Consider the following 25,748-nt stretch of genomic DNA (forward strand, 5'->3'; position numbering starts at 1 on the left):
TGTTCGGCAAGACACTTTTAAAGCGCGGAGCGCCTCGGCGGCGGGAGCGCTCCACAACACGCCACAGGTCTCCCACGGTGGGGCCCCGCCCCACAACAACGTTGTTGCCATCAGCGAGTCTCGTCGTTGATCACGAGAAGAATGCCCGCATACACAAAAAGACGACCCGTCGGGGCGGCGCGCGCAGGCGAGGAGCCGGCGGCGCTCCCGAGGCAGAGGGGCTCCTCGGCCTCGGGCGCGCGCGCCGCGGGAGCGACGCGGCGTTCGCCGTGGACCCGCGCTGATACGGAGTTGGAGGGGCGGCGGGGTCGCGCGCCTCGCCGCGAGGCGACGCGGATCAGGCCGCGGCGAGCTTGGCCGGGCGGCGGATCAGCGAGAGGGCGACGTAGACGACGAACGAGATGGCGAAGCCCGTGAACCAGGCGTAGCTGTAGAGATCCATCCATGCCTTGGAGACCGTCGCGACCTTGATGGTGCCGAGGAAGCCAGGCAAGTTGGGCAAGACGCCGAGGACGAGGGCGACGATCGCGACGGGGTTCCACCCGCCCGCGTACCAGTAGATCCCTTCCCGCTTGTAGAGCTGGGTGAGATCGAGGTTGGTCCTGCGGACGACGTAGTACTCCGCGATCAGGATCGCGCCGAGGGGGCCGAGCAGCGCGGAGTAGCCGACGAGCCAGGTGAAGATATACCCGGTCGGGTCGCTGACGAGCCGCCACGGCTGCATCAGGATCCCGATGATGCCGGTGATGAGGCCGCCGGTGCGGAAGGAGATCCGCGACGGCCAGAGGTTCGAGAAATCGTTGGCCGGGCTCACGACGTTCGCGGCGATGTTGGTCGCCAGGTTGGCGATGCAGAGGGCCGCGAGCGAGATGATCAAGACGACCGGGTTCTCGAAGCGGGTGATGACGACGACCGGATCCCAGAGCGTCTCGCCGTAGATGACGACCGTGGCGGAGGTGACGGCGACGCCGATGAACGAGAAGAACGCCATCGTGGGCGGCAGGCCGATCGCCTGCCCGATGACCTGATCGCGCTGCGAATGCGCGTAGCGCGTGAAGTCCGGGATGTTGAGGGCCAGGGTGGCCCAGAAGCCGACCATCGCCGTGAGCGCCGGGAAGAAGAAGACCCAGAACTGGCCCTCCTTGGGCTGCCCCACCCCGAAGGACGAGGGCTTCTCGAGCATCGGGCCGAACCCGCCGGCGCGGCTGTAGGCCCAGAGGAGCAGCGCCAGGCCGAGGCCGATCAGGAGAGGCGCCTTGATGTTCAGCAGGATCCGGATCGACTCGATGCCCATGCGAATGATCCAGATGTTGACGCCCCAGAAGAGCAGGAAGCAGGCGAGCTGCGCGACGTTGATGCCCAGCGGCGTCGGCGGCATCTGCTCTATCGACGGGACGAAGACCGCCACGATCTTGTAGATGGCCCACCCGCCGAGCCACGTCCCGATCCCGAACCAGCCGCAGGCCACGAGGGCGCGCAGCACCGCGGGCACGTTCGCCCCTCGGATGCCGAAGGCGCTCCGGCAGTAGACGGGGAACGGGATGCCGTACTTCGTGCCCGCGTGCGCGTTGAGGATCATGGGCATGAGCACGATGACGTTGCCGAGGAGGATCGTGAGGACGGCCTGCCCCCAGCTCATCCCCTCGGCGATCAGGCCCGAGGCGAGCATGTACGTCGGGGTGCATGCGCACATGGAGACCCACAGCGCAGCGATGTCCTTCATCCCCCATTTGCGCTGGTCCAAGCGCACGGGCGCGATATCTTCGTTGATGTAGCGCGAGTCGATGTCCCCTCCTATCTGCTGAAAGCCCTCGCTGGCCTTCGCGCCGTGAGCAGCCGAATGCACGTCGGGTTGAGCAGTCGTTTGCGTGTGCGCCATCGTCGATGAGGCTACACGATCGCACGTGAGACGGGATAGTGGACAGACGCACCGTCGCCGGAGCACGCCGGCTGTCCGGTGAGCCCGAACGAGCAGCCGCAGCGCGAGCGGCGCTCGCTTTGTTCCCTTTGTTTCCTTTGTTTCCTCGATGTTGCGCGCCGGGCCTCGGCGTCCGCTCCGCGGTTGTTCTGGTGCCGTGGTGCGGTGATCCCTGGCGGGATCTCCGAGGCTCGGAGCTAGCTGCCCTGGCGGGCCGAAGGTCGAGGGGCGGTGAGCCCGCGCCGCAGGGCGAACGCGATACCCTCTTTGAGGGTCCGGAGCGTCACGACGCCACCCACACCGACGCCCTGCGCGACGAGCGTCTGCGCGATCCGCGGCTGGATGCCGGTGAGCACCACCTGGGAGCCGAGGAGGTTCACCGCCTTGGCCAGCCGGATGAGCGAGTCGGCGACCTGGGAGTCGATGACCCCCACGCCGGTGATGTCGAGGACCACCGTCCTGGCGCTGTGCGTGACGACCCCGTTGAGCACGGTCTCGAGCGCCGCCGCGGCGCGGTCGCTGTCGAGGAAGCCGATCAGCGGCACCGCGATGACCTGATCCGCCACCGGCATGAGCGGGGTCGACAGCTCGCGGACCATCTGCTCGAGCCGCTTCGTCTTGTCCGCCACGCGCAGCTCGAGCTCGGCGTTGAGGCGCCTCACCTCGTCCTCGGCGTGCCGGCGCTCTGTGACGTCGACCCCGATCGCCTGGAACTCGGCGAGCGGCCCGCCCTCGCCGAGCGGTGCGCGGTTGGTCCAGTGCATCCAGCGCACCGCGCCGTTCGGGAGGATGACGCGGTGCTCGGTGTGGACGATCGGGTTCTCGGGGCCGAGCTTCGCGAACTGCCGGGCGAGGAGCAGCCCGTCCTCTTCGGGGACCATCGGCATGAAGCGGTGGCCGACCAGCTCCTCGCGCGTCTTCTCGAAGTACCGGCAGTAGATGTCGTTGACGAAGGTCAGCGTGCCATCCATCCGAAAGCGGCAAATGAGCTCGGTCTGGTCCTCGACGATGCCCCGGTAGCGCGCCTCGCTCTCCCGCAGGTCGTTCTCGACGCGCTGCTTCTCGGCGAGCTCCCTCTCGAGCTCGGCGTTGCGCCAGCGGAGCAGCTCCAATTCCGCTCGCATCGTAGCGAGAACATTTGCTTCGCCGTCGTTCATGATCCGGTGATTCCTTGGCGCGCCGTGTGGACAGTTACGTCCGTCCTAGCTATCTTATCAAAGGACGACCCCGCCGGGTGAACTTCGAGCGTGCCGAGGGCGCGCGCAGCGCTTCCTACAGCGCATGCCCTGTCGTCCCATCGACGCACCGCAGCGCACCAGATCACGCATGCATGAGCGTGCGTCTCCTCGTCTCATCAAGAGAGCATGGCAGGCGCATTCGCCGCGGATCTGCTCCCGCTTCGGCGCTCGCCTGCGTCGACGCGAGAGGACAGGCCGCTCGCTACTGCGCCCGCCGGAGCGTGGCGACGCCCTTCCAGGGCGGCGTCTGCGCGTGCACGACGAGCTCTCCCTGGTCCGAGAACTCGCACAGCGCCTCGTAGGCGACCCCCGCCTCGTCGTAGGAGACCAGCTTGAACCGATCCCAGGCGGGATCGCGGATCTCGTAGGCGCGGTCCACGTGGAGGCCGGGTGAGTCCGCAAGGATGCGCTTGCCATCGAAGCGGACGACCAGGTGCGCGTACTGGAACTCGAGCATCGACGCGAGCATCGGCTCGAGCGGGACCTCGGGCTCGAACCGGACGAGCCGGAAGCTGCCGCGCAGGCGCGCGTCGATCGACGCGACTTCGGCCCCCGCTTCGGGCCCCCGGGCGGCGCTCGATCCGCAGCCGGCGGCCAGCGCGGCCAGGAGAGCGGCGCAGGCGACGAGGAGGGAGCGGGAAGAGGGGGATGGACGGCTCGCCGAGGGCGACATGGGGCGGAGCTTAGGGCGAGCGGACGGACAGCGCAAAGCGGCGCTCTCGCCTGCGGCCGTGGGCACGCCGCAGGCGAGAGCGCGAAACCTCTTCCTGCCGCGTCCGCTTCCGCTCACGCTTCCACTGGAGCGCCGCGGTCGCGCTCGCGGGAGGGGGAAGCATGACAGACGTCCTGAGAGGCACCGATTTCGTCGCAGGCCTTCCAGAGCACGCGTGCGCCGCGCGCGAGGAGGCCATCCTCGAAGCGGTGCAGGCCGGCCACCTGGCGCCGATCTCGTGGGTCCCGGTGTACAGCCAGCTCGACGAGCGCCGCGCGACGTTCCTCGTGAGCGCCGACGCGCTCCGCATCGGCGACGCGGAGGACTCCGTCCGCGTCAACGCCTCGGCCCGGACGACCCAGCGAATCGCGGATCTGCTCGAGTGCGCGATGCTGACGACGCGCCTCTGCGACCTCGTGTGGGAGCAGGCCACCGTGCGGATCCCGCCGTGCATCGGCGCCCCGGACGCCTCGATGGCGAACACCTCCCGCATGCTGGAGCACCACCGCCGCCTCGAGGAGCAGGTCGCGGGGAGGACCGGGCTCATCGAGAACGTGGGCAAGCACTGGGTACTGACCAACCGCCTCGCGGACCGCCCCGACCGGGCCGCCAACTACGGCTGGTTCGACCCGGGCGCGGCCCACAGGCACGACCAGCACACCTTGTGGCAACCGCTCGGGCTCGCGCACGATCCGGATCACGTGGACTACTCCCAGGTCGTCCGCCTCGTGCGGCGGCGCTGCACGGTCGACGAAGCGGAGCGCGATCTCCACGAGGTGATGACCGACCCGGCGCTCGCCGGCCTGCTCTCGTCCGAGGGCCCCCTGCGCGTCCTCCGGCTGCCCGGGGTGCCCGAAGAGGCGTGGATCGCGGCGCCCCTGAAGGAGCGCGCCGGCCACGCGCTGGACCCAGCCCCCGAATCAGTCGCCGGCTGGCGCCCTGTGTAACGCGCCCTCGTGCCGCGCGGATGTCCCCGCCGCTGTGCCCCGCGCGCTTGGCCATTCCTGCGCAACGCCGCCCCGATTGCGCGAGTCCCTGCTCAAGTTGAGCAAACCAGCGCAGGCCGCCCCGCGCTCGCGCACCGCGGCGTCGCGTCCCCGGAGCGCCTGGCCAGGTCGTGGGCCCTCGACGCGAGGCGTGGCACGGAGCGTGATTAAAGGATCGCGCCATGACCGACAGAACTCACAGGCTTCTCGCCAACACTCCTCGCCGAACGTACCGAGCCGCGCCCCTGCTCGCCGCGGCGTTCATGATGGGCTGCACCGCCGCGTCGACCGAGGCGGACGACGCGGCCCCTCTCGCCCAGCCCTCGGCTGGCGGCGGGCTGCGCTTCGCGAGCGAGCACGACGCGCTCGGGTGGGTCGCCAGGCGGGCCGAAGAGCTCGAGATGGGGCCGGTGATGGTCGAACGAGACGAGGGCGGCCAGCTCATCAAGGTGGCCGGCGTGTCGATCGGCTCGCCCGACGAGATCGCCGCGGCGAAGGCGGGCTTGATCGGCGAGCTGGGTGGTGAAGACCATGCGGTCGAGATCGCGGGGGAGCGCTATCTCCTGGAAGGCCAGGAGTCCGGGCTGTTCGCCGCGGTCGCCCACTGCAACGGCGGCCTCTGCACGAACGACGAGTCGTTCAAGAACGACTACGTGTTGTATCGAGAGCTCGGCAGCCGAACCTCGGTGACGTCAGGGGGGTTCGAGACCCGGCGCCAGACGATCCAGGGCAGAGGAGAGTACGAGTGCGTGGACCTGCCGGGACCCCTGCCCGTCAAATGCACCGGCTACTGCACGTATGCGTCCGGCTGCCCTTCCGGCTTCACGGTGGAGAGCACCGCCGGCTACCCCACGTGCAGGACGACCTGCGTCGGCCAGGTGCGCAACGTGACGCTCTCGATCTCGATCGAGGGCTTCGAGTTCTTCGAGTCGAGCGGCATCCTCGTCCCCTCCATCCCGGCGCGAAGCGGCACGACCCACGACTCGAGCCTCGAGGTCAAATACTGGGAGTACGGCATCGGCATCGACTCCGTGATCTCCGACGCCGATGGGCTGTGCGGCTCACACTCGACGTCCGGCCCGGACGGGTTCGTCGTCGCCAAGAGCCACTGGGGCAGCGTGCCCACCGCGTGTCAGTAGGGTGCTGCAAGCACGGTCGCTGCTCGCTCACAGGACGCCGCTCCATCGATCGCGAGCGACGCGCGCGGCGCCCGGCGAGCGAGGGCCGAGGCGCGCTCTTCAGGCCGCGTCGCTCACTGGTTCACGAGCTGCATGCCGGGCTCCGGATAGCGGAGGCCGGCGGCCGCGCCCTTCGGCGCCACCGCCTCGAGGCGCCGCAGATCGGCCTCGCCGAGCGTGATCGCCGCCGCGGCGACGTTCTCCTCGAGGTAGCTGCGGCGCTTCGTGCCGGGGATCGGGACGATGAAGTCCCCCTGGGCGAGCACCCACGCGAGCGCGAGCTGCGACGCCTTCACGCCCTTCTCCCGCGCGACGCCCTCGACCTTCGCGACGAGATCGAGGTTCCGCTGGAAGTTCTCGCCCTGGAATCGCGGCGAGATGCGGCGGTAGTCGTCCGGCGCGAGATCCTCGAAGCGCCGGATCTGCCCCGTGAGGAAGCCGCGGCCGAGGGGGCTGTACGCGAGGAAGCCTATGCCTAGCTCGCGGCACGTGGCGAGCACGTCGTCCTCGGGATCGCGCGTCCAGAGCGAGTACTCCGTCTGCACCGACGCGAGCGGGTGCACGGCGTGGGCGCGCCGGAGCGTCGACGAGCTCGCCTCCGAGAGGCCGATCGCGCGCACCTTGCCGGCCTTTACGAGGTCCGCCATCGCGCCGACGCTGTCCTCGATGGGCGTCTTCGGATCCACGCGGTGCAGCTGGTAGAGATCGATCACATCGACGCGCAGGCGCCGCAGGCTCGCGTCGCACGCCGAGCGGATGTACTCCGGCGCGCCGTTGATGCCGCGGACCGTGACGTCGTTCGGGTCGCGGACGACGCCGCACTTGGTCGCGAGGACGACGCGATCGCGCCGGCCCGCGATGGCCCGGCCGACGAGCTCCTCGTTCGTGAAGGGACCATACATGTCCGCGGTGTCGAGCAGCGTGACGCCGAGCTCGATGGCGCGGTGGATCGTTGCGATCGACTCGGCCTCATCGCGCTCGCCGTAGAAATCGCTCATGCCCATGCAGCCGAGGCCGAGGGCGGAGACCTGGAGAGTTCCGAGCTTGCGTGTGTGCATGGTTGGGCTCCTTGGCGCCGCGGAGAGGCGATGGCGACGCACACCACGTAAAAGTGAGCGCGCGCACGGAGTCAAGGGCGGTTCGCCCGCTCGGAGGTTGGAGGCTGTCGAGACCCTCCCGGGAGAGATGAAACCCAAACCGGAGGCCTCGGACAGCCGCCACACTGTACAATTCAGATGATGGTGCAACCGTCGCAGCTGGCGCGCTCAGGAGGGCGGAGGCCCATCCATCAGCGGCAGCACCTCGCAGTGGCCATCCCCGGCGACCTGGAGGAAGCGCTTCGCCCCCGCGATCGCCTCCTCCTTCGAGGCCGCCCGGATCAGCGCGTAGCCGACCATCGGATCCTTCATGTCCGGGAGCGCCCCATCGCTCACGGTGAGCTCGGCGCCTTCTCTCCGGACGCGCGCGCCCATCGCGGTGGGGAGGAGCGCGTCGGTGCCGAGGAGCACGCCCTCCCGCGTCATCTCGTCGATGAGCTTCCCCATCTGCGCCATGTGCTCCGGATCGGGTGCGCAGAGCTCCTGGCTTTTGTCAGGCCGATACAGCATCAAGAATCGCATCGTCGTCTCTCCTTGGGTGCTCGCCCGCCACGGCGGGCGTTCCTCGATCAAAGACAGCGCGACCCGCTCGGACTCATCGGTCGCGCGACGATTTCTCGATCCCCGCTACTTCCGGAGCGGGAGCAGCGCGCGCAGCCGCTCGTCGCGCAGGAGCAGCCCGCCCCAGATCATCGCGGCGACGTACAGGGGGAACAGGACGTGGCTGAACAGCGGGTTGTCGACGCGCACGTGCGTGGCGACGGCGCCGCCCAGGAAGCCCGTCAGCAGGATCGCGCCGAGCACGGAGGTGCGCGGGATCATGTAGGTGACGACGCTCGCCAGCAGGACGAGCCCGATGCCGCGGACCGAGCTCACGGGATAGCCGAGCTGCTCCGACCCCTCCAGCACCTGGGGCACCATCATCAGCTTACCGATGCTGTCGAAGAGCAGGAACGCCACCGAGAGGCCGCTGAGGATCCGCCCGGCCCAGACCTTCTTGTTCGACACAACCACCGGCTGCACGCGCTGCTCCGACATCGAGGCGCTCGTCTCCATCGTCTCCTCCTGGCTCGCTCTGGACAGATCGGTCCTCCCGCCCCGGCGTCATGGCGGCGCGGCGCGGCCGATTCGATCCCTAGGACGCAGCGGCGGCGCCCGACTCATCGGTCGTCCGGAAGATTTTTTCCTGGGCCGCGCTCGGCGGCGGCGCACGAGCGCCCGGAGCTCGGAGCGCTTGACTCACCAAGCACGCCGCCAGAGGCTCTGCACCATGAGGGGCAGGAACAGGGCTGCAGCAGCGGCGATCTGGCTCTGGGCCGTTGTCACGGTTGCGCCTGGCGGCTGCGCGCAGAATATCCGCGCGGAGCAGGGCAACGGTGGGCAGAGCCCAGGGACGGGCGGCGCAGGGGGCATGTCGGAGCCAGGACCGGCGACGGTGCACCCCGAGCGGCTGGTGCAGGGCTCGGTCGACAAGATCGACCTCCTCCTGGCGATCGACAACTCGGGCTCGATGGCCGACAAGCAGGACGTCCTCGCCACCGCGATCCCCGACCTCGTCCACGGTCTCGTCAACCCGCGCTGCATCCACGAGGCCGGCGCGATGCCCCCGACCACGGTCGGCTCGCCGAACGCCCCGTGTCCGCAGGACTACAAGCGTGAGTTCGCGCCGATCAAGGACCTCCACATCGGCATCATCAGCTCGAGCCTCGGCGGCCACGGGTCGGGCGCCTGCCAGGGGACGACGAGCACCTCGAACGTGGACATGGCGCACCTCCTCGCGCGCAGCGACGAGAGCTCCACCGAAAACGACATCCCGACCTACCTCGACCGGGGCTTCCTGGCCTGGGATCCGGATCAGAAGCTCGACGGCGAGCCGGAGAGGCCGGATCCGAGCGACGGCGAGGCGGACATCGGCCCCAATGATTCGAACGCCGACCTCAACGACACGTCGCTGGTCGGGCAGCTCACCGCGATGGTCCGGGGCACGGGGCAGACCGGCTGCGGCTTCGAGGCGCAGCTCGAGAGCGTGTACCGCTTCCTCGTCGACCCGGAGCCCTACGAGACGATCCGCGTCGACCCGGCCACCGAGTACATCGTCGTCACCGGCGAGGATGCCGTCGTCAAGAAGCAGCGCGCCGACTTCCTGCGGCCGAGCTCCCTCCTCGCGATCCTCATGCTCACCGACGAGAACGACTGCTCGATCCGCGAGGAGGGCATGGACTACCTCGTCGCAGAGACCGCGCCGGGCTTCCGGATGTGGCGGCCGCGCGCCGAGTGCGCCCAGGACCCGGGCAACACGTGCTGCAGGTCGTGCCGCCAGGATCAGACGGGCTGCACCGAGGACCCGGCGTGCACAGGCCCGGACGGCGACGCGGCCAGGCTGACCGCCGCGGAGGACCCGGTCAACTCTCGCTGCTGGGACCAGAAGCGCCGGTTCGGCTTCGACTTCCTCTATCCGATCGACCGCTACAGGCGCGCCTTCACCGAGGCGCAGATCCCGAACCGCAGGGGCGAGCTGGTCCCGAACCCGATCTTCAGCGATCTGAACCCGGACGACCTCGACTACACCATCCGCGATCCCGGGCTCGTCTTCTTCGCCGGCATCGTCGGCGTGCCATGGCAGGACATCGCGCGCCAGAACGCGCAAGGCCAGCCCGACCTGCTGAACGGCCTCAACCAGGAAGGCGAGCCGGTCGGTGGGTTCAAGAGCGCCGACGAGCTCAGCGCTCCGGTGGGCGCCTACGGCAGCACCTGGGAGCTCATCCTCGGCGATCCCGCGAAGTACCAGCGGCCGAAGGATCCCTTCATGGTCGAGTCGATGAAGCCTCGCTCGGGCGCGAACCCGATCACCGGGGACACGATCGTCCCGCCGCAGGAGACCGGCTGGAACGCCATCAACGGCCGCGAGTACACGATCCCGGCGGACGGCACGGGGGACCTCCAGTACGCTTGCATCTTCGATCTCCCCAGGGACGCGGTGAGGAGGAGATGCGACGGGCAGGCTCAGAGCTGCGATTGCAGAGCGGTGGGGGGTCAGGCGATCGACAACCCGCTGTGCGAGCCGGAAGCGGGGAACGACCAGGAGGATCCGGCGCCCAGGTCGACGACGCAGATCAAGGTGAAGGCCTACCCGAGCCTCCGCGAGCTGCAGCTCATCCGGGAGCTCGGCCCCCAGGGCATCGTCGGCTCGGTGTGCCCGCGCCAGCTAACGGACGACAACGCGGCCGACTTCGGCTACCGGCCGGCGATCGGTGCCATCATCGAGCGTCTGAAGACGGGGCTCGACAGCCGGTGCCTGCAGCGCACGCTGACGCCCGAGGCTGGAGGGGAGGTCGCCTGTCTGATCCTCGAGGCGCGCAACTCGCAGGGCGCGTGCAGCTGCGCTGACATCCCGGCGCGCGCCGACGTCACGGGGGAGCACGCGGCGGCGAAGGAAGAGGTGCTCGCCGATCCGATCGCAGCGGCCGCCGGCTGGGATTGCGTGTGCGAGATCGAGCAGCTCGCAGGCGCAGAGGGCGAGGCGTGCAGGGACGACGTGAGCGACAATGTCGAGACGGGCGGCGAGCCGGTACACGGGTGGTGCTACGTCGACCCGGCGAACGGCCGCGGCGACCCGGCCATCGTCGCCAGCTGCCCGGCAGACGAGCGCCGCAAGATCCGGTTCGTCGGCAGGGGTGAAGCCCAGCAGGGGGCCACGCTGTTCATCGCCTGCACCGGCGAGTAGGCCGCCCGCGTCCACCGGGAGCAGGACGTGCCCGGTTGTTGGAGCTACGGCTCGGGCCGCAGGGGCAGGCCGAAGAGCGGGAAGAGCCGCTCGGCGTCGAGGAACGAGCACACCCCGACGATCTCCCCGGCGGACACGTCGATGACCTGGATCGCCCACGGGACGAAGGCGCCGCCAGGGCCGCTCGGCCGGTACTGCCCCAGCGCGAAGGATCCGTTCGCCGCCACCGGCAGGAGCCGTGAGCCTCTGCACCCCTCGCCCACCTTGAGGAGCCAGGCGTGCACCGAGGGACGCCCGCGCAGCCACAGCCGGTAGGGCGGCATCGACCAGGTCGCGTCCTCGCGCAGCAGCGAGACCAGCGCGTCGACGTCCTGCCGCTCGAAGGCCGCGACGTAGCGGCCGAGCAGCGACCGCTGCGCCTCGTTCGTCGGCTCGTGGAGGTCGCTCTTCTCCTCCTGGCCCAGCGTCGCCCGGGCGCGCTGCAGCGCGCTGTTGACCGAGGCGACGGTCATCCCGAGCAGCTCCGCGATCTCCGCGGCCTCCCAGGACAGGACCTCCTTCAGTAGCAGCGCCGCGCGCTGCCGGGGCGGGAGCCTCTGGAGCGCGGCCACGAACGCGAGCCGGATCGTCTGCCGCGACGAGACAAGCTCCGCCGGGTCGCAGGACGCCGCCAGCACCCGACCGTCGGGGATCGGCAGCACCCACGTCGCCTCCGCCAGCGTGTCGAGGACCGGGTTCTCGGCCGAGCCCGCCGGGCCGAGATCCATCGGTCGAGCCCGCCGCGACCGGCCCCGCAGCATGTCGAGGCACACGTTGGTGGCGATGCGGTAGAGCCACGATCGCATCGCCGCGCTGCCCTCGAGCTGATCGAAGCTCCGCCACGCCCGCACCATCGTCTCCTGCACGGCGTCGTCCGCGTCGAACGCGGAGCCGAGCATCCGGTAACAGTGGCCGGTCAGCTCCTGCCGGTGCTGCTCCAGGCGCAACTCCATCTCGCGAGGAGGAGGGTTCGCTGCGAGGGTGGAGAGCTCCATGGCCTCAGCTGACCTTCGTGGGCGGGTTGCGGAGCCAACCGAGGGGGAGACGGGTCGCAGGGTCGATGTCTCCCTGAAACTTCGGCCCGCAATAGACCTCGGTGACCTCGATGATCCCGACGAGATGCCGGTTGAACTCCTCCAGCTCCTCGGCGGGCACCCAGAGCTCCTCGTGGGAGCGGCCGCCCGCGATCTGCACAGGATACCTGCGGGCAAAGTCGTCCTCGACCTCGAACCGCGTCACCCACCCCGCGAACCCGGAGGTCTCATCGGCGGTGTTCCAGTCGCGGGCGATCTTGCGCGCGTACTCCTCCGTCAGCACCGGATAGAAGATCGGCTGATGCGACAGGCGCGGCGGGAACGCTCGATAGCCGGCCTCTGCGATGAGCCGGAGCTCGGCGAGGCCCACGGGTCGGAACAAGATCATCGTCGTCTCTGCTTCCTTTATACCCCCGCTGGACGTGGATCTCAGCGTCCGTCGACCGGAGCCGACGCTGCGACCTCGATGCGATGCGCGGAGGCTCACACCAGCGGGCTGCCCGCGGCCCCTGCCCACGGGCGGGTGGTGGCGGGCCGGCGCCGAGCGAGGTGCCGTGGACCACGGCCGCGCCCGCTGAAAAAAGATCGAGGGGCGCGTAGGGAGGGCGGCCCGGGGCACGTCTCACGAACAGAAGCCGGCAAGAACACGCTGGCCCTTGCACCAAGGAGCACGACCCAATGACCCTCGCCCTCTTCTCCAACAAGACCCACACCGCGCTCCGTCGCCTCGTCCTCGGCAGCTTCCTTGCCGCGGCCGTCCTCGCCGGCGGCGGAGCGGCCTACGCGGCGAACGACGCGGGCGGCACGGGGGGCAAGCCGGCGCCGCACCAGGGCCAGGGCAAGGACGCCCGCCGCCAGCACGGCCCCAAGGACCCGGCCCGCCTCATCAAGCGCTTCGACAAGAACGGCGACGGCAAGCTGACCGTCGCCGAGCTCCCCGAGAAGGCGCAGAAGCGGCTCGGCAAGGCCGACACCAACAACGACGGCTCCCTGTCGGCCGAGGAGCTCAAGGCGCACGCCGAGCTGCGCATGAAGGACAGGGCGGCGAAGCACAAGGCGCGCTTCGCCAAGAAGGACAAGAACGGCGACGGCTTCCTCACCAGGGACGAGGTGGGTGACAAGCGCTGGGAGCGGGTGAAGGCCGCGGACGCGAACCGCGACGGCAAGGTGAGCGCCGACGAGCTGCGCGCGGCGCACGCAGCGCGCAAGCCGCCGGCGGCCCGGTAGCTCCGAGGAGAGCGCGCGACGCGGAGAGCGGTGGCCGGCCTGCTCCGTTCATCGCTCCGGCGCGGACCGGAGCAGCTCATCGCCGAGCGCTCGCAGCGCGCTCTCCAGCGCCGGCAGGTCGCTCCCCTCGATCTCCCAGTCCTTCCGGCTGTAGTACTTCGCCGCGCCCCGCGGAGCGCCGCTCAGATCGAGGCAGTAGTCGAAGCCCTTCACATCGCACGGCCGCGCATCGAAGGCGACCTCGTGCCTCGATTTGTCCTGCGGGAAGAGCAGCTGCACCTTGTCGTTGCCGCGGAGCTCGTACCGAAACAGGGCAAACGAGCCCTCGTACTGAGACGAACGCCGGAAGATGCCGATCGGCTCGTCGGCGAGCAGCACGACGAGCTCGACAAGGTCCGTGTCGCCCCTCGGAATCCGCTCGATCCAGACGCGGCCCACCAGCGTCTTCGGATCGGAAGCGCGCGAGCTCAGGAGCCCGTAGCCGGCTGCGACCGCCGCGAGGGCGATCGCCGTGACCGTCATCATCCTGGAAACGCGGTTCATGGGCGGCATCCTACCCCTTGCAGCGCCGCACGGGGCCCGAGATCGATGCCCGCGGTCCGCCTGCCGCGGCGCCGCGGCGCCGCGATCCGCGGCACGTCGTCGAGCGCCGGCGATCAAGAGCCGAGCGGCGCGCCGCAGCGGTCGCAACCCTTCGTTCGGTACGAGTGCTTCGCCTCGCAGTTCAGGCAGTGCTTCGGCAGGAAGTAGAGGAGCGCGAGGCCGATGCAGGTGCCCAGCCCAACGATCCCCCACGCGCCGCTCCGGCCGCGCATCTTCGCGTAATACACGAGGGCGGTGACGAACAGGGCGACGCCGAGGAGCGTGATGGCAGCGTTGTCCGTCGCGCGACCTACCGATTGCAGCACGATCCCCGGCAACCCGAAGACGAAGGTCAAGGTGCTGAAGCGACTCAGCTTCTTCTGGATCTCGAGGCGCCGCTCCGGGCTGATCTGCTCGACGCCCGCGGCGTGAGGCTCGATGGATGCGGTCGGAGGTGCATAAGGGTTCATGCGTTCTTCCTTCCCGGCGCGCGTTCCAGCGCGGTCTCGCTGGGCGCCGCGCGGCGAGGCTCCCAGGTTATGCACCTTTCCCGACCCGGAATAGCGGGATCCTCCTGCCGGGCTCTGTCTCCTGGAAAGATCGAGGGCCGCGTAGGGAGGGCGGAACGGGGGGCAAGCCGGCGCCGCACCGGGGCCAGGGCAAGGACGCCCGCCACCCGCTGAGCGCGGACGCGCTGCGGGCGGCGCGCCCCGCGCGCAAGCCGCCGGCGGCGCGGTAGCTCCGAGGCGAGCGACCGAGCTTCGAGGTACCCCCACCGCGCCAGGCGCCCGTCAGCGGCGCGGCGCTGTCTCCTCGCCCGGCGCCGTCTCCTCGCCCGGCGCTGTCTCCTCGCCAGCGCTCGCTGCGGCCGCGGCGCTGCGCTTCCTCGTACGCTTCGGAAAGAGCGGGAGCTGCCGCTCCAGCACCTGGCTCCGCCAGGCGAGCAGGGTCTGCGCGCGCCGGCGCGCCGTCGCCTTCCCGATGCCCGCGGTGAAGCGGAAGATGCGCCGCGCGAGCGCCTCCCGCGTCGGCGCCGCGGGCTCGAAGAGATCCGGCGCGACCTCCTTCACGACCTCGCACGCGAAGATCGCGCGCCGCAGGTGCGTCCGCTCGTCGGCAGAGCCGGACGAGGTGGCGAGAAGCTCGCGTGCCCCAGGTGTGATCGAGGCGCCGTCGTCGCCGAGCCAGCCGAGGACGCGGGCAGCGGCGAGCGCATAGCCGACGTGCCGCAAGGAGATGCCCGTCTGCTCGGAGATCCGCTCCTTCTCGGTCACCCCGCCCGAGAGCGCCTCCAGCACGCGCCGCACGTTCGCGAGGTTGTCGGCCTGGGGGATCTCGGCGCTGTGCAACAGGCGGGTCGTCGGCATGGGCGGCAAGGAACCCCCGGCTCCCGGCCGGGAGACGACACCATAGCGCGCCAAGGCACGGCGTGGGTCTCGAAGACGCCCGCCGGGGCCGGGCGCGCCCTCGCCGCACCTCTCCAGCGCGCACGCCGCGCCGGCCGGGCCGTGGGGGCCCGGTCCCTGTGCCAGAGCTGTCTGCGCCTGGCACACCTGGCGCAGCGCGCTGGCGAGCGCGCTCGGGAAAGCGCCCGGATTGCGCGGCGCGCGCGATGGAACGGTTGCTGCGAAGTCGGCCAGGGCCGGCGCTCGCGTCGAGCCCGCCGCGGCCCTCCGGGACATCGCGCCTGAAGGAGGGAGCGCTCCGGCTCTCCCCTTTACAGCGCCCTCGCGTGTTCCAGGTGCTCCTCATGAGATCTTTACTTCGCGCATTGACCCGCCGGCAGGCGACTCCCGTGCTCACCCTCGCGCTGCTGTGTCTCCACTGCGGCTCGAGCGTCGAGGCGGACGCGATGGGCGGCGGCTCCACCGGCGAGGGCGGCGGCGGTAGCTCCACCAGCGAAGGGAGCGTCGACAGCACCTCGACCGGCGAGGGCGGCGGCGGCGCCGGAAGCTCGAATGGATCGGGCGCTGGCGCCTCCACAGGGGAAGGCGGCGGAAGCTCCGCAGGAGAAGGCGGCAGCTCCACGGGGGAAGGCGGCGGCGGAAGCTCCACGGGGGCGGGCGGCGGCGGGTGCCGCCTGCCGGTCGACCCCGCTGTGTTCGAGATCGGGACCGGCGAGACCTGCTTCGAGAGCATCGAGGAGGGCGCCACGCTCCCGGTGATGGCCGGGCCCCAGGGGGGATATCACCTCTGGTTCGCCGTCGGCTGCAGCGATTGCGGCGCGAGGGTCCGTGTGCGGTACAGCGTCAAGGACCCTGCGACCGGGGACCTGTTCCCCCCGGGCGTGCCGCAGGAGGGGATGGTCGAGCTCCTCCCCGGGGAGTTCCCGCACGCGTTCGGGCTCATTGCGATCCTCCCCGGAGGGCAGTGGGATCCGGCCGCCGTGCTCAAGGAGGGGACCCACGTGATCCTCGCGGCGGAGGCGCGCAACGACGACGGCTCGACGAAGCACGCGGCGCAGGTGGAGGTCGTCCTCGGCGCCACCGTGGCCTGGGGGCTGCCGTGCAGCGACGATCCGGCGACCTGCGACGCTCCCGGCGGGGCCCCGTGCTGCACCGATTGAGCGATGCGGCGCGGAGCCCATGTTCGGTGCGCCCGGTGCGGGTTCTCTCGACTTGCGCGCCGCGCGGAGGCGGCGTGGCTCAGAAGACGACGGCGCCGGGCGAGCAATACTGGTCGAGGAGGGGCGAAGGCGTCGCCGACACGTTGGCGTCGTCCACGTAGTACACGGCCGGCCCGCCGATCGTGTAGATATAGACCTCGTTGTTGAACGACGTGCCGCAGGTCTGGAGGTACTCCCACTTTCCGGTCTGGGTCGAGGTCCTGGTGGTGTAACCCGTCCCGCCGCTGCCGAGCCCTATCGTCACCTGCCCCGTCACGGTATAGACCCAGACGCTGAACCGCAGGTAGGCGTTGTTCGGCGGCGGGCTGGCGGATGTCCAGTACTGCTGGGCGATGCCGCCGTTGGTCGTCGTCGCCGACACGAGGAGGCTGCGCTTGTTGGCGGTGTGCACGACGTCGGTCTTGAGCCATGTCGCGATGGCCCCGTAATTCAGGTCATTGCTCGTGGCAGGCCAGGAGTCCGCCGCGGTGCCCCAGCCGGCGAACCAGGACGCGTTGGCGCTGCCATGATCGATGAAGCCCGACGGGATGCCGGCCTGCGCGGTCTCGAAGCCGGGGTTATAAAGCAGGTTGACGATCGGGAGCTGGAGGAGGATGAGGGACTGTGCGCTGCCGCCGGAGCTGACCGCGATCTCTGCGCCGGACTTCCCGGCGGGGCTCAGAGCCTGCTGGGTGCGGGCGTCCGCGGCCGGCGCGGTGTTCTGCGCGCCGATGCCTTCGGACGGCTGCACCTCCGCCGGGGTGCGCGCTGCCTCGGGGAAGGCGGTGGCCTCCTCGACGTCCATGAGCCCCTCGTCGTGAGGTTCGGAGTCCGAGACGCAACCGACGAGGGCGAAGGGGACAACGAGAGTGCTGAGGATGAATGCGGTAGATTTCATGATGGGTTCTCTCCGGTCGGGGATTGATTGATCGATTGACTGTCCTTCCCCCTGAGCACGCTGAGCACGCAGCGTGCCGTTTCGACGGGCGCGGATTTCGGGTGATCTTGAGGGGGCGCTCGTGGCGCGAGCGCCGCGAAGGGAGCACGCCAACAGCTCTGCTAAAATGCTCCAGGCGCCTGTGTGGAGGCTGTGGCCTGGAGGCCAGGACCTCCAGGCGCAGAGGCGTGCCTCTCCAGGAGGCCGCGCCGGCGGTGCTGCCTGCGCGCGAGCGCCGCGTGGACGGAGGGCGCGCTGCGCTGGAGCGTGCCGTGGCGCCGTCGGATGTCAGCCCGGCGGGAGCAGGGCGAGCAGCGCTCTGGCGGCGACCTTCTTGTCGAGGACAAGCACGCTCCGGATCAGCCTTGCGCTCCCCGTGAGCTTCTCGCCCAGCGCCTCGCCGGTGATCTCGAGCCGGCAGGCCAGGAGGCGCTGGGGGTAGCGGGAGAGGAGCGCGTCGCAGTCGCGATAGAAGCGGGTGCTGCCGTCGCTCGCGAGAAAGAGGATGCGGGACGCGCGGGCGTTCTGCGGGCTCTCCGGGGCCCTCCTGGCCGCGGCGTCCAGCCCTTTCTGCTCGCGGCCGAGCTTGTCGGCGATGAGCTCGAGGCCGTGGCAGGCGTGCTCGGCCGCGAGCGCGCCGCGGAGCTCCGCGGCCAGCGCGTCGGTCATCGGGAGCGTCGCCACCTGGTTCCGGCCGCTCTCCCACAAGAGACCCGCATGCTTGGTGAGGAGCTCGGACACCGCGTCATGGCGCGGATCGGCGACGAGATCTTTCGGCAGCTTGAGCACAGGCACCTCTGCGCGCACCCTACCAGACCCGGCGCTCGGCGACGACCGCCGCGGCGGCGGGCCTCCCGCACGCGGATCCGTCGGACCAACCCATCCCTCCCGGCCTGGTCCGCTGGCTTCGGTTGACCAGTCGACGACTCGTTGAGCCGACGAGGATACCGTTCATGGCACGGCAGAGGAGAACGGCCGGCTGCGCGTCGCGCTGCGCCTTGCACCGCCGAGCTTGCTGGCCTCGACGGCCCATCGTAAACTAGGATATGGCCGTTCAAGCCGTTACCGTGAACTTGCCCGAGCCGCTGTACGAGCGGCTGGCTCGCTGCGCGCGGAAAACGCAACGAACCGTCGAGGCCGAGCTCGTCGACGCGGTGGCGACCTCCCTCCCTGACGAATCCGACGAGCTGCCGGTCGACATGGCGGAGGCCATCGCCGCGCTGCACTTGCTAGGTGACGAGGATCTCTGGCGGGCCGCCAGGCGGCGCCTCGCCCCGGAGAAGGCAACAGACCTCGAGGATCTGCACATCAAGCGTCAGAGCGAAGGGCTCTCCGCGTCGGACATCGAGGCGCTCGCGACGCTCATGAAGGAGTACACGCGGATCATGCTGGTTCGTTCCCGATCTGCCACCCTGCTCAAACAGCGAGGTCATGACGTCTCGGGGCTTCATCAAGGACATGAGCCGTAGCTACATCGGGAGGGCGCTGCGTGAGCAGGTCGCCGGTGAGGCGCGCCATCGCTGCGGCTATTGCCTGACCTCGGCGCGTATCATCGGCACACCGATGGAGATCGACCACATTATCCCTGAGTCGCTGGGCGGATCTGCAGAATGAAGATTCAGCTTTACTACTATCCCGGCAACGCGAACCTCGCGCCACACCTCCTGCTGCAAGAAGCGGGCTGTGACGTTGAGCTCGTGCTCGTCGATCGCGACCGGCGCGAGCAAAAGAGCGCGAACTACTTGCGTCTCAACCCCAACGGCGTGATCCCCACGCTGGTTTGTGGCGAGCTCGTGCTCTTCGAATCTGCGGCGATCTGCCTGTACATCGCGGATCAATACCCGAGCGCACGGCTGATCCCACCTCTGGGGTCAAGCGAACGAGCGCATCTCTACAAGTGGCTCTTCTTCCTGAGCAACACGGTGCAGCCCGCGTACATGGCTTACCGCTACCCAGAAAAATACGCGGCAAATTTGACCCAAAGCGACGGCGCACAGCCTACCAGCGGGGCTGTCGACGAGGTGCGAGCCGCGGCGGCGGCGCGAGCCATGCAGGCCTTTGAGGTCATCGAGAACGCCTGGGGCTCCGGGCCCTTCATGCTGGGCGAAGCATATTCGGCGTGTGACGCATATCTCTATATGCTGACCTGGTGGGCGCGGAAGTTGCCACGACCCCCGCATCGGATGGAGCGCATCGGTGCCTGTATCGACGCTGTTGGACGACGTTCCGCGACGCAGCGCGCGTGTGCAGCCGAGGGCATCGAAGTTCGCTTCGAGATCTGAACGCGGTGCGCGAGAGAACAAGATAGAAACCATGAGCGGAAAGCTGCATAGCGAAGCGTTGCAGCAGACGGTCGCCGCCGGTCGCAGATGCTTCTGTGGCGCCCGCAGCTGAACGCCGGTGCGTGAGACTGGAGAATGCAGCCAGAGGGAGGTCTCGTCGGTCGTACTCCCGACCGCTCTCTCCGTCCCGCGCGCGGAGCTCAGGGTTGTCTCTGCTCTGCCCGCGCGTGTGGGCCGAGCCCTCTCGGCCGGCACGACCCCGGGCAGGCGCGGGCACTGCAGAAGATGCTGGAATTATTGGATAATCGGACGGAATGGCCCACGAACATCCTGGCATGAGGCACTGCCCGCCGGGCGTGATCTCCGGTCGAATTTGCGGTATAATTTCGGATATGACCCTCCCCGCGATGCCCCCTCCAGGTTTCGACGACCTCTCTCCCGCTGAGAAGCTCGATTACCTACAGGCCCTCTGGGACCGCGTTGCGCTCCATCCTGAGGCAGTTCCCGCCCTGGAGTGGCATCGCGAGATCATCGCTGAACGCCTGGCGGCGCACCGAGCTGGTCAGGGTTCGAGCCGCTCGTGGGAGGAGGCCCGCCGAGACCTGCTCTCGCGCCTGCGCGCCGCGCAGCGATGAGACGGCTTGAAATCCGCCAGGAAGCGGAGGTCGAAGTCTTCGACGCTTCGCTACGAGCGGGAGCGGCGCGATCTCGGATTCCGATTCGAGTCTGAAGTGGATGTCACGATCCGCCGTACCATGGAGAATCCTCTCCAGTTTCCTGAGATCGAGCCCGGCATTCGTCGCGCACTGGTTCGAATCTTTCCTTACGGCGTCTTCTTCGTGCTCGAAGAACCCTTGGTGCTCGTGATAGCGGTGCTTCATCTGCACCGCCATCCGGACGCGTGGAAAGATCGGCTGTAAGCACCGAGCTGCGTAGGAAAGTTCTGGCACTTGCAGTGCCTCCGGCGCGCCGGCTCCCGTGGCTCCTTGATCGATAGGCTTCAACCAGGACCTTTTTCATGGCGCCGATCATTCCCAACCCAGACAAGATCAAGAGCTTCCCCACCGAGGCGGCCTTCGAAGCCTGGATGGCCGCGAACCACGCCCGCGAGACCGAGCTGTGGCTAAAGATTCACAAGAAGGATTCGGGCATGCCGACGGTGACCTACGCGCAGGCGCTGGACGTGGCCCTGTGCTGGGGGTGGATCGACGGCATCCGGAAATCCTTCGACGAGGTCTCGTTTCTGCAGCGGTACACGCCTCGCAAGGCGAGGAGCGTCTGGAGCGAGATCAACACGGATCACATCGCTCGGCTCACAGCGGCCGGCCGGATGACCCCGCACGGCCAGCGGCAGGTCGACGCCGCGAAGGCAGATGGCCGCTGGGAGGCCGCCTACGCCCCCATCCGCCGCGCGACCGAAGCCACCGTTCCCGACGACCTTCGCGCGGCCATCGAGGCGAACCCACGGGCGCGCAAGACGTTCCAGACCCTCGGGCGCCAGAACCTCTTCGCGCTGGCGTTTCGCATGAACAACATCAAGACGCCCGCCGGGCGCGCGAAGAAGATCGATACGCTGGTGGCGATGCTGGCGCGCGGTGAGACCATCGTGCCGGAAGGGCAGCGCTGACCTCGGTCAGCGCGCGCGGCTCCCCTCCAATGAGCGTGCAACGTGTTGCCTACGTGGTCCTCCGGTGCGCGGACCTCGAGCGCTCGCGGCGGTTCTACGAAGGCCTTGGCCTGCGCTTGTCCCCGGAACAGCACGGCAACGGAGCGAAGCACTACTCGTGCGATGTGGGTGGGATGATCCTCGAGCTCTATCCGCTCTCGGACAGGCCGACGTCCGGTCTCCGCCTGGGGCTCGTCGTCTCTGACCTCGATCGGATCCTGGAGTCGCTCAGAGCGCTGGGCGCGGTGGTCGGCGCCATCGGCTCCGAGGGCAGCTCGCCCGTGACGGTCATCGATCCCGATGGCCATCGGATCACCCTGGAACAAGAACGCTGAGCCGCTCCAGGGCAAAGCCGGGGAGCGCGCGCTGCTCCTCATGAACCGCTCCCCCCTCCTCCTCGGGCGACGAGGTACCCGTCACGAACGCCGCGCGGAACTTGGCCCTCCCGCGCGCCCCCTGGCATCTCCGCGGGGTGCGATCGCGTCTCTTCCTCGCGCTCGCCGCCGCGATCGCCATCGGGATCGCGCCGGCGACGGCATCCCCGGCCCCGCCGGGCGTCCGAAAGCTCCACGTCGAGGCCGGCGCGGTCCACGCCACGGTCGGCGCGTCGGGCAAGCAGGTGCGCCTCACGCTCGATCCCGAGCTCCAGCGCGCCGCAGAACGCCTCCTCGCCCGCTCCGGCGCCCCCGAGGGCGCCATCGTCGCCTCCGACGTCCGCACCGGCCGCATCCTCGTGTGGGCGAGCCGCGGAGACCGGGACTACGTCGCCACCCCGCTCGCCCCGAGCGCGAGCCTCTTCAAGATCGTCACCGCGGCGGCCCTGCTCGAGGGCCGCAAGGTGAACATCGCCACGCCCGTCTGCTACACGGGCGGCATGAGCGCCATCACCGCGGCCGATCTGGAGGGCCGCGGCGCCACCTGCACCGTCTTCGGCGAGGCGCTCGGCCGCAGCATCAACGGCGTCTTCGCCCGCCTCGCAGGCCGGCACCTCACGGCCGACGACCTGCGCAACAAGGCCCGCGACCTCGGCTTCGACGGCGAGGTCCCCATCGACATCCCCGTCGCGCCGAGCACCGCCAACATCCCCGCTGGCGGGCTCGGCCTCGCCCGCGCCGCCGCAGGCTTCTGGAGCGGGCGGCTCAGCCCGCTCGGCGCCCTGTTCGCGATGCAGACGATCGCCAACGACGGCGAGCGCGTCCGCCTCTCGCTGCTCGCGCCGCCGGGCGCGCAGGACAGCGAGGACGCGGGCGCCGTCACGCCGCGGAGCACCGACGGCCGCGGCTTGCGGGCCGATGTCGCGCGCACCCTCCGGTCGATGCTCGAGATCACCACGCGGCGGGGCACCTGCGCCAAGGCGTTCCGCAAGCCCGACGGCACCCGCGCCCTCGGCACCATGCCCGTCGCCGCCAAGACCGGCACGCTGGTCGGCGGCAGCCCGTCGCGGATGTTCTCGTGGTTCGCCTCGTTCGCGCCGTCGGATCGCCCCGAGATCGCGGTCTCCGTGATGCTGGCCAACGACATCGCGTGGCGCACCAAGGCGAACCTGGTGGGGCGCGAGCTGCTCGAGATCTACTTCGGCCGGAGACACCCGGGGCCCGTGGCCCGACGGCGCTGACGGCGCTGACGGCCATCGACGCCGCGCACACGACGCGCCCGTGGCGCATCGCCTTCACCGATCACACGCGCAGCTGCTTCCGTGACGGCGCCCGCGCGTCAGGCGCAGCCCTTCGCTCGACCTGCATCACGCCTTGCGCTCCCCTCCCCGAGGATGTGACGCTCACGCGGCATGGCGAAGGTTACCGCGCTCGGCATGGACACGATCACCGAGAAATCCGGTCATCAGATGACAGGGATGGCCGTGAGCGTGTGCCTCACGCCGGCCGCGCCGAGCCCGTTGCCCATCCCCTACCCCACGATGGGGGCAAGAAACCTTCCTGGAAATTCTGGGGGAAGCCCCCCCAGTATCCCTATCGTCCTGGCGAGATGTGCCCCACGCCCCAGGGCCCCTTCGTGCATCAAGGCTACTACGTCGGAGTGACGCCATCCGGATCGGTCAGCGGCGTCCCGTTCAAGCCATGAGCCCTCGTCTCGCGAGCGTACCATCCCCCTTTGGCGGGCTGCCCCGGCAAGCAGATATCGACGCGCTGCTCTCGCGGGCCAGCTTCGGGCGCGTGCTGGCGCGACCGCCGGCGCCAGGGCGCAGCGTCGCGCCGACGCTCTCGTGGGTCGACCGCAGCGCGCTCGCCGAGCTCCGGCCGCTGCTCCGGATCGGCGACGGGGCGCCACCGGCCGAGAGCGCATGGCATGAGGCGCCGGTGCTCGAGCTGATCGGCCGGGGCGAGCGCGTCGCAACGCTGACGCTGCATCACGGGCTCGCGGTCGGCTATCCCGGCTGGAACGCAGCCGCCCCGCTCGCGCGCCCGGAGAAACTCGCGCGCTGGCTGGCCGAGCGGGGGTGTCTCGCGCCGCCGGGTGGGACGCCGGGCGCCGGGCCCGAGAGCGCGGCGGAAGGGCCCCGCTGGCCGGAGGGCGCTCCGCCAGACCTCGCGCCGCTCCGCGGGGCGCTCGCAGCCCCGGCAGGGAGCCGCCTCGGGGGAGCGGTCGAGGCGTTGTCGGTGCTGGGGCAAGCGCGTCCGGCGCCTCTGGATCAGGCCACGGTACTGCTGGAATGGCTCGGTCATGACGCGGGCGCCTGGACGGCCGCCCCGCACAGCGATCCCGTACCGCTGGCGCTGCTCCGCGTGCTCGGGGATGCCGTGGTGGACGACGCCATCCGCGCCGGGCTGAGCTCGGTCGCAGCGCGGCGCGGAGCGGCTCGCTTCGTCGCAGGGACAATCGCGACCCGCGCGGATCAGAAGCGGCGACGCGAGCGGCTCGCGGGAACCCTGGTGGCCCTGCGGGAGGCCGCGCGGACTTCGGGGGTCGAGGGGAGCAGCCGCGCTCTCGAGGCAGCGCTCGCTCCCGCTCCGCTGGCCGCTCCCGAGGGCACCCGGCTCCTCGCGGCGGCGCAGCACGGTCGCCTCTCTCGGATTTGCCGAGACGGCGAACACGTCGATGCGCTGGACGGGCTCTCCATCACCCAGTTCAGCGCCGGCGCGCCCGAGGGGCAAATCCTGTTCGAGCTCCCGGGCGTGCACACTCCCCTCTTCGCACGCAACGGGCGGGCATTCTTCCTGCTAAACGGCCGCGTCTGCGAGGTATCGACTCCAGGGGGACCGCTCGTCGCAACCGAGCCCAGCCTCTGGTCCCGCATCGTGCGCTCGCCGCTTTCCTACGGCGTCGCGCGCGCGCGCTGGGAGCGCGCGCGGCGACGCTGCGCAGAGCGGGCGGAAGCGCAGGAGCCAATGCCCATCTTCCTCGAGATTGACGAAGAGGAGGAGGAAGCGTACGCGAAGCTCGGCGCGACCGGGGCGCCACTACCGCGCGCTGTAGCGACACGCGCGCTCGCGTGGTTCGCGCCGGGGCTCAACCTCGTCGCCTGGGAGGGTGCGCGCTCCGGATCCGCCAAGCTCGAAGGTCGACCCATCCACCTCGCAGCCGGCGATGACGGGCTCTACGTGCTCGTCGAGCACGCGCCGGGAGAGCACGCCGTCCTCCGGATCGATGGCGGGGCGATCACGACGTCGGCGCGCTTCCAGGTGGAGCCTCGCGCCATCGTACACTGGAGGCCGGCAGGAGATAGCGTGCACCTGCTCCTGGAAGCGCCGCTCGGCGACATGCTCGTCGACGTGGCGCTCGGCCAGAAGGCGTGAGCAGTGCTGGCCGTTCGGGAAGGCGAGCGCCGACGCCCCGCGCTCGCCGCGCACGGCCTCGTCGCGCGGCGTCGCTGAGGGGGCCGAGCCCCGCTGACGGGCGGCCCGGGGCTGGGTTACGCTGCGACGACCCCCATGAACGCCCGAGACCGCATCCCCCTCCTCCTCGAGCAGCTGCGCCAGGAGTACCCCGACGCGCGTTACGAGCTCGACTGGAAGACGCCGCTCGATCTGCTCGTCGCGACCATCCTGGCCGCGCAGTGCACGGACGAGCGCGTCAACCGGGTGACCGCCACGCTCTTCCCGAAGTACCCGACGGCGCAGGCGTACGCCGACGCGCCCACGGCGGAGCTCGAGGAAGAGCTCAAGCCGACCGGCTTCTACCGCCAGAAGACGAAGACGGTGCAGGCCGCGTGCAAGGAGCTCGTCGCGCGCTTCGGCGGCGAGGTGCCCACGACCATGGCCGGGCTCACCTCGCTGCCGGGCGTGGCCAGGAAGACGGCGAACGTCGTGCTCAACACGGCGTTCGACATCCCCTCGGGGATCATCGTCGACACCCACGTCGCCCGCCTCAGCGGGCGCATCGGCCTCTCGAAGCGCGAGAAGCCGGAGCAGATCGAGGAGGATCTGATGAAGATCGTGCCGAAGGACCAATGGACGTTCTTCGGCCCTGCGCTGGTGCTGCACGGCCGCTACACCTGCGTCGCCAGGAAGCCGAAGTGTGGGGAGTGCCGGATGAGCGAGTTCTGTCCGAAGGAAGGGGTCTGAACG

At 69.9% G+C, this 25,748-nt stretch carries 28 protein-coding genes; 15 read left to right on the top strand and 13 right to left on the bottom strand.

Annotated features, from left to right (window positions below; translation table 11 throughout):
* Window positions 1-337: 337 nt before the first annotated feature.
* From WMF46_RS25450 to WMF46_RS25460, 3 genes are all read right to left on the bottom strand, one after another.
* Window positions 338-1,879 carry an NCS1 family nucleobase:cation symporter-1 gene (locus tag WMF46_RS25450; protein WP_437979565.1) on the bottom strand — a complete coding sequence of 514 codons (1,542 nt, stop codon included), beginning with the start codon at window positions 1,877-1,879 and terminating at the stop codon, window positions 338-340.
* Window positions 1,880-2,115: 236 nt separating this feature from the next.
* Window positions 2,116-3,042, bottom strand: coding sequence for a PAS domain S-box protein (locus WMF46_RS25455; protein ID WP_437979566.1), 927 nt, complete (start codon window positions 3,040-3,042; stop codon window positions 2,116-2,118).
* A gap of 316 nt (window positions 3,043-3,358) precedes the next feature.
* Window positions 3,359-3,829 (bottom strand): hypothetical protein, encoded by a 471-nt coding sequence (locus WMF46_RS25460; protein ID WP_437979567.1) that lies wholly within the window; start codon window positions 3,827-3,829, stop codon window positions 3,359-3,361.
* Window positions 3,830-3,990: 161 nt separating this feature from the next.
* On the opposite strand from WMF46_RS25460, the gene WMF46_RS25465 reads away from it, so the two are divergent.
* Together WMF46_RS25465 and WMF46_RS25470 are read left to right on the top strand one after the other, a co-directional pair.
* A complete protein-coding gene (locus WMF46_RS25465) occupies window positions 3,991-4,815 on the top strand; it encodes a hypothetical protein (protein ID WP_437979568.1) in 825 nt (274 codons plus the stop codon).
* Window positions 4,816-5,036: 221 nt separating this feature from the next.
* Window positions 5,037-5,993, top strand: a complete 957-nt coding sequence (locus WMF46_RS25470; RefSeq protein WP_437979569.1) for a hypothetical protein — start codon at window positions 5,037-5,039, stop codon at window positions 5,991-5,993.
* 113 nt (window positions 5,994-6,106) lie between these two features.
* On the opposite strand, the gene WMF46_RS25475 is transcribed toward WMF46_RS25470, so the two are convergent.
* The 3 genes from WMF46_RS25475 to WMF46_RS25485 all read right to left on the bottom strand — a co-directional run bounded on the left by WMF46_RS25475 (window position 6,107) and on the right by WMF46_RS25485 (window position 8,185).
* The gene (locus WMF46_RS25475) at window positions 6,107-7,090 is read right to left on the bottom strand and encodes an aldo/keto reductase (RefSeq protein ID WP_437979570.1); all 984 of its coding nucleotides are present in this window, start codon (window positions 7,088-7,090) and stop codon (window positions 6,107-6,109) included.
* 207 nt (window positions 7,091-7,297) lie between these two features.
* Window positions 7,298-7,651: a YciI family protein gene (locus tag WMF46_RS25480; protein WP_437979571.1), complete on the bottom strand. Its 354-nt coding sequence runs from the start codon at window positions 7,649-7,651 to the stop codon at window positions 7,298-7,300.
* Between the two features lie 105 nt (window positions 7,652-7,756).
* Window positions 7,757-8,185 (bottom strand): DoxX family protein, encoded by a 429-nt coding sequence (locus WMF46_RS25485; RefSeq protein WP_437979572.1) that lies wholly within the window; start codon window positions 8,183-8,185, stop codon window positions 7,757-7,759.
* Window positions 8,186-8,399: 214 nt separating this feature from the next.
* On the opposite strand from WMF46_RS25485, the gene WMF46_RS25490 reads away from it, so the two are divergent.
* The gene (locus WMF46_RS25490) at window positions 8,400-10,853 is read left to right on the top strand and encodes a hypothetical protein (RefSeq protein WP_437979573.1); all 2,454 of its coding nucleotides are present in this window, start codon (window positions 8,400-8,402) and stop codon (window positions 10,851-10,853) included.
* Window positions 10,854-10,897: 44 nt separating this feature from the next.
* Here WMF46_RS25490 and WMF46_RS25495 read toward each other — a convergent pair whose 3' ends face one another.
* A complete protein-coding gene (locus tag WMF46_RS25495) occupies window positions 10,898-11,887 on the bottom strand; it encodes a sigma-70 family RNA polymerase sigma factor (RefSeq protein ID WP_437979574.1) in 990 nt (329 codons plus the stop codon).
* Window positions 11,888-11,891: 4 nt separating this feature from the next.
* Window positions 11,892-12,314 (bottom strand): ADP-ribosylation/crystallin J1, encoded by a 423-nt coding sequence (locus WMF46_RS25500; RefSeq protein WP_437979575.1) that lies wholly within the window; start codon window positions 12,312-12,314, stop codon window positions 11,892-11,894.
* 290 nt (window positions 12,315-12,604) lie between these two features.
* Here WMF46_RS25500 and WMF46_RS25505 point away from each other — a divergent pair, with 290 nt between their 5' ends.
* Window positions 12,605-13,153, top strand: a complete 549-nt coding sequence (locus WMF46_RS25505; RefSeq protein WP_437979576.1) for an EF-hand domain-containing protein — start codon at window positions 12,605-12,607, stop codon at window positions 13,151-13,153.
* Between the two features lie 48 nt (window positions 13,154-13,201).
* Here WMF46_RS25505 and WMF46_RS25510 read toward each other — a convergent pair whose 3' ends face one another.
* The 3 genes from WMF46_RS25510 to WMF46_RS25520 all read right to left on the bottom strand — a co-directional run bounded on the left by WMF46_RS25510 (window position 13,202) and on the right by WMF46_RS25520 (window position 15,102).
* Entirely contained in the window at window positions 13,202-13,696 is a 495-nt protein-coding gene (locus WMF46_RS25510) for a hypothetical protein (RefSeq protein ID WP_437979577.1), read from the bottom strand.
* A gap of 113 nt (window positions 13,697-13,809) precedes the next feature.
* Entirely contained in the window at window positions 13,810-14,205 is a 396-nt protein-coding gene (locus tag WMF46_RS25515; RefSeq protein ID WP_437979578.1) for a hypothetical protein, read from the bottom strand.
* A 321-nt stretch (window positions 14,206-14,526) separates the two neighbouring features.
* A complete protein-coding gene (locus WMF46_RS25520) occupies window positions 14,527-15,102 on the bottom strand; it encodes a hypothetical protein (RefSeq protein WP_437979579.1) in 576 nt (191 codons plus the stop codon).
* Between the two features lie 383 nt (window positions 15,103-15,485).
* Between WMF46_RS25520 and WMF46_RS25525 the strand changes: the two genes are divergently transcribed.
* Window positions 15,486-16,301 (top strand): hypothetical protein, encoded by an 816-nt coding sequence (locus WMF46_RS25525; protein ID WP_437979580.1) that lies wholly within the window; start codon window positions 15,486-15,488, stop codon window positions 16,299-16,301.
* Between the two features lie 79 nt (window positions 16,302-16,380).
* Here WMF46_RS25525 and WMF46_RS25530 read toward each other — a convergent pair whose 3' ends face one another.
* Together WMF46_RS25530 and WMF46_RS25535 are read right to left on the bottom strand one after the other, a co-directional pair.
* Complete coding sequence (locus WMF46_RS25530) at window positions 16,381-17,238, bottom strand: hypothetical protein (RefSeq protein WP_437979581.1); 858 nt, start codon at window positions 17,236-17,238, stop codon at window positions 16,381-16,383.
* Between the two features lie 327 nt (window positions 17,239-17,565).
* Window positions 17,566-18,072, bottom strand: coding sequence for a hypothetical protein (locus WMF46_RS25535; RefSeq protein WP_437979582.1), 507 nt, complete (start codon window positions 18,070-18,072; stop codon window positions 17,566-17,568).
* A 251-nt stretch (window positions 18,073-18,323) separates the two neighbouring features.
* Here WMF46_RS25535 and WMF46_RS25540 point away from each other — a divergent pair, with 251 nt between their 5' ends.
* The 10 genes from WMF46_RS25540 to nth all read left to right on the top strand — a co-directional run bounded on the left by WMF46_RS25540 (window position 18,324) and on the right by nth (window position 25,745).
* Complete coding sequence (locus WMF46_RS25540; RefSeq protein WP_437979583.1) at window positions 18,324-18,746, top strand: hypothetical protein; 423 nt, start codon at window positions 18,324-18,326, stop codon at window positions 18,744-18,746.
* Window positions 18,736-18,891 (top strand): HNH endonuclease, encoded by a 156-nt coding sequence (locus WMF46_RS25545; protein WP_437979584.1) that lies wholly within the window; start codon window positions 18,736-18,738, stop codon window positions 18,889-18,891. Before WMF46_RS25540 ends, WMF46_RS25545 begins: the two co-directional genes overlap by 11 nt.
* Complete coding sequence (locus WMF46_RS25550) at window positions 18,888-19,559, top strand: glutathione S-transferase family protein (protein ID WP_437979585.1); 672 nt, start codon at window positions 18,888-18,890, stop codon at window positions 19,557-19,559. The genes WMF46_RS25545 and WMF46_RS25550 overlap by 4 nt, the downstream gene beginning before the upstream one ends.
* A gap of 392 nt (window positions 19,560-19,951) precedes the next feature.
* A complete protein-coding gene (locus WMF46_RS25555) occupies window positions 19,952-20,194 on the top strand; it encodes an addiction module protein (protein WP_437849561.1) in 243 nt (80 codons plus the stop codon).
* A 96-nt stretch (window positions 20,195-20,290) separates the two neighbouring features.
* Window positions 20,291-20,479, top strand: coding sequence for a hypothetical protein (locus WMF46_RS25560; protein WP_437979586.1), 189 nt, complete (start codon window positions 20,291-20,293; stop codon window positions 20,477-20,479).
* A gap of 98 nt (window positions 20,480-20,577) precedes the next feature.
* The gene (locus WMF46_RS25565; RefSeq protein ID WP_437979587.1) at window positions 20,578-21,186 is read left to right on the top strand and encodes a YdeI/OmpD-associated family protein; all 609 of its coding nucleotides are present in this window, start codon (window positions 20,578-20,580) and stop codon (window positions 21,184-21,186) included.
* A gap of 29 nt (window positions 21,187-21,215) precedes the next feature.
* The gene (locus tag WMF46_RS25570; protein WP_437979588.1) at window positions 21,216-21,560 is read left to right on the top strand and encodes a VOC family protein; all 345 of its coding nucleotides are present in this window, start codon (window positions 21,216-21,218) and stop codon (window positions 21,558-21,560) included.
* 137 nt (window positions 21,561-21,697) lie between these two features.
* Window positions 21,698-22,840 carry a penicillin-binding transpeptidase domain-containing protein gene (locus WMF46_RS25575; RefSeq protein WP_437979589.1) on the top strand — a complete coding sequence of 381 codons (1,143 nt, stop codon included), beginning with the start codon at window positions 21,698-21,700 and terminating at the stop codon, window positions 22,838-22,840.
* A 460-nt stretch (window positions 22,841-23,300) separates the two neighbouring features.
* Window positions 23,301-24,977 (top strand): hypothetical protein, encoded by a 1,677-nt coding sequence (locus WMF46_RS25580; protein WP_437979590.1) that lies wholly within the window; start codon window positions 23,301-23,303, stop codon window positions 24,975-24,977.
* Between the two features lie 135 nt (window positions 24,978-25,112).
* The gene (gene nth, locus WMF46_RS25585; protein ID WP_437979591.1) at window positions 25,113-25,745 is read left to right on the top strand and encodes an endonuclease III; all 633 of its coding nucleotides are present in this window, start codon (window positions 25,113-25,115) and stop codon (window positions 25,743-25,745) included.
* Window positions 25,746-25,748 lie beyond the last annotated feature (3 nt).

Source organism: Sorangium sp. So ce117, assembly GCF_051524395.1.
In the GTDB taxonomy this organism is placed as follows: Bacteria; Myxococcota_A; Polyangia; order Polyangiales; family Polyangiaceae; genus Sorangium; species Sorangium cellulosum_B.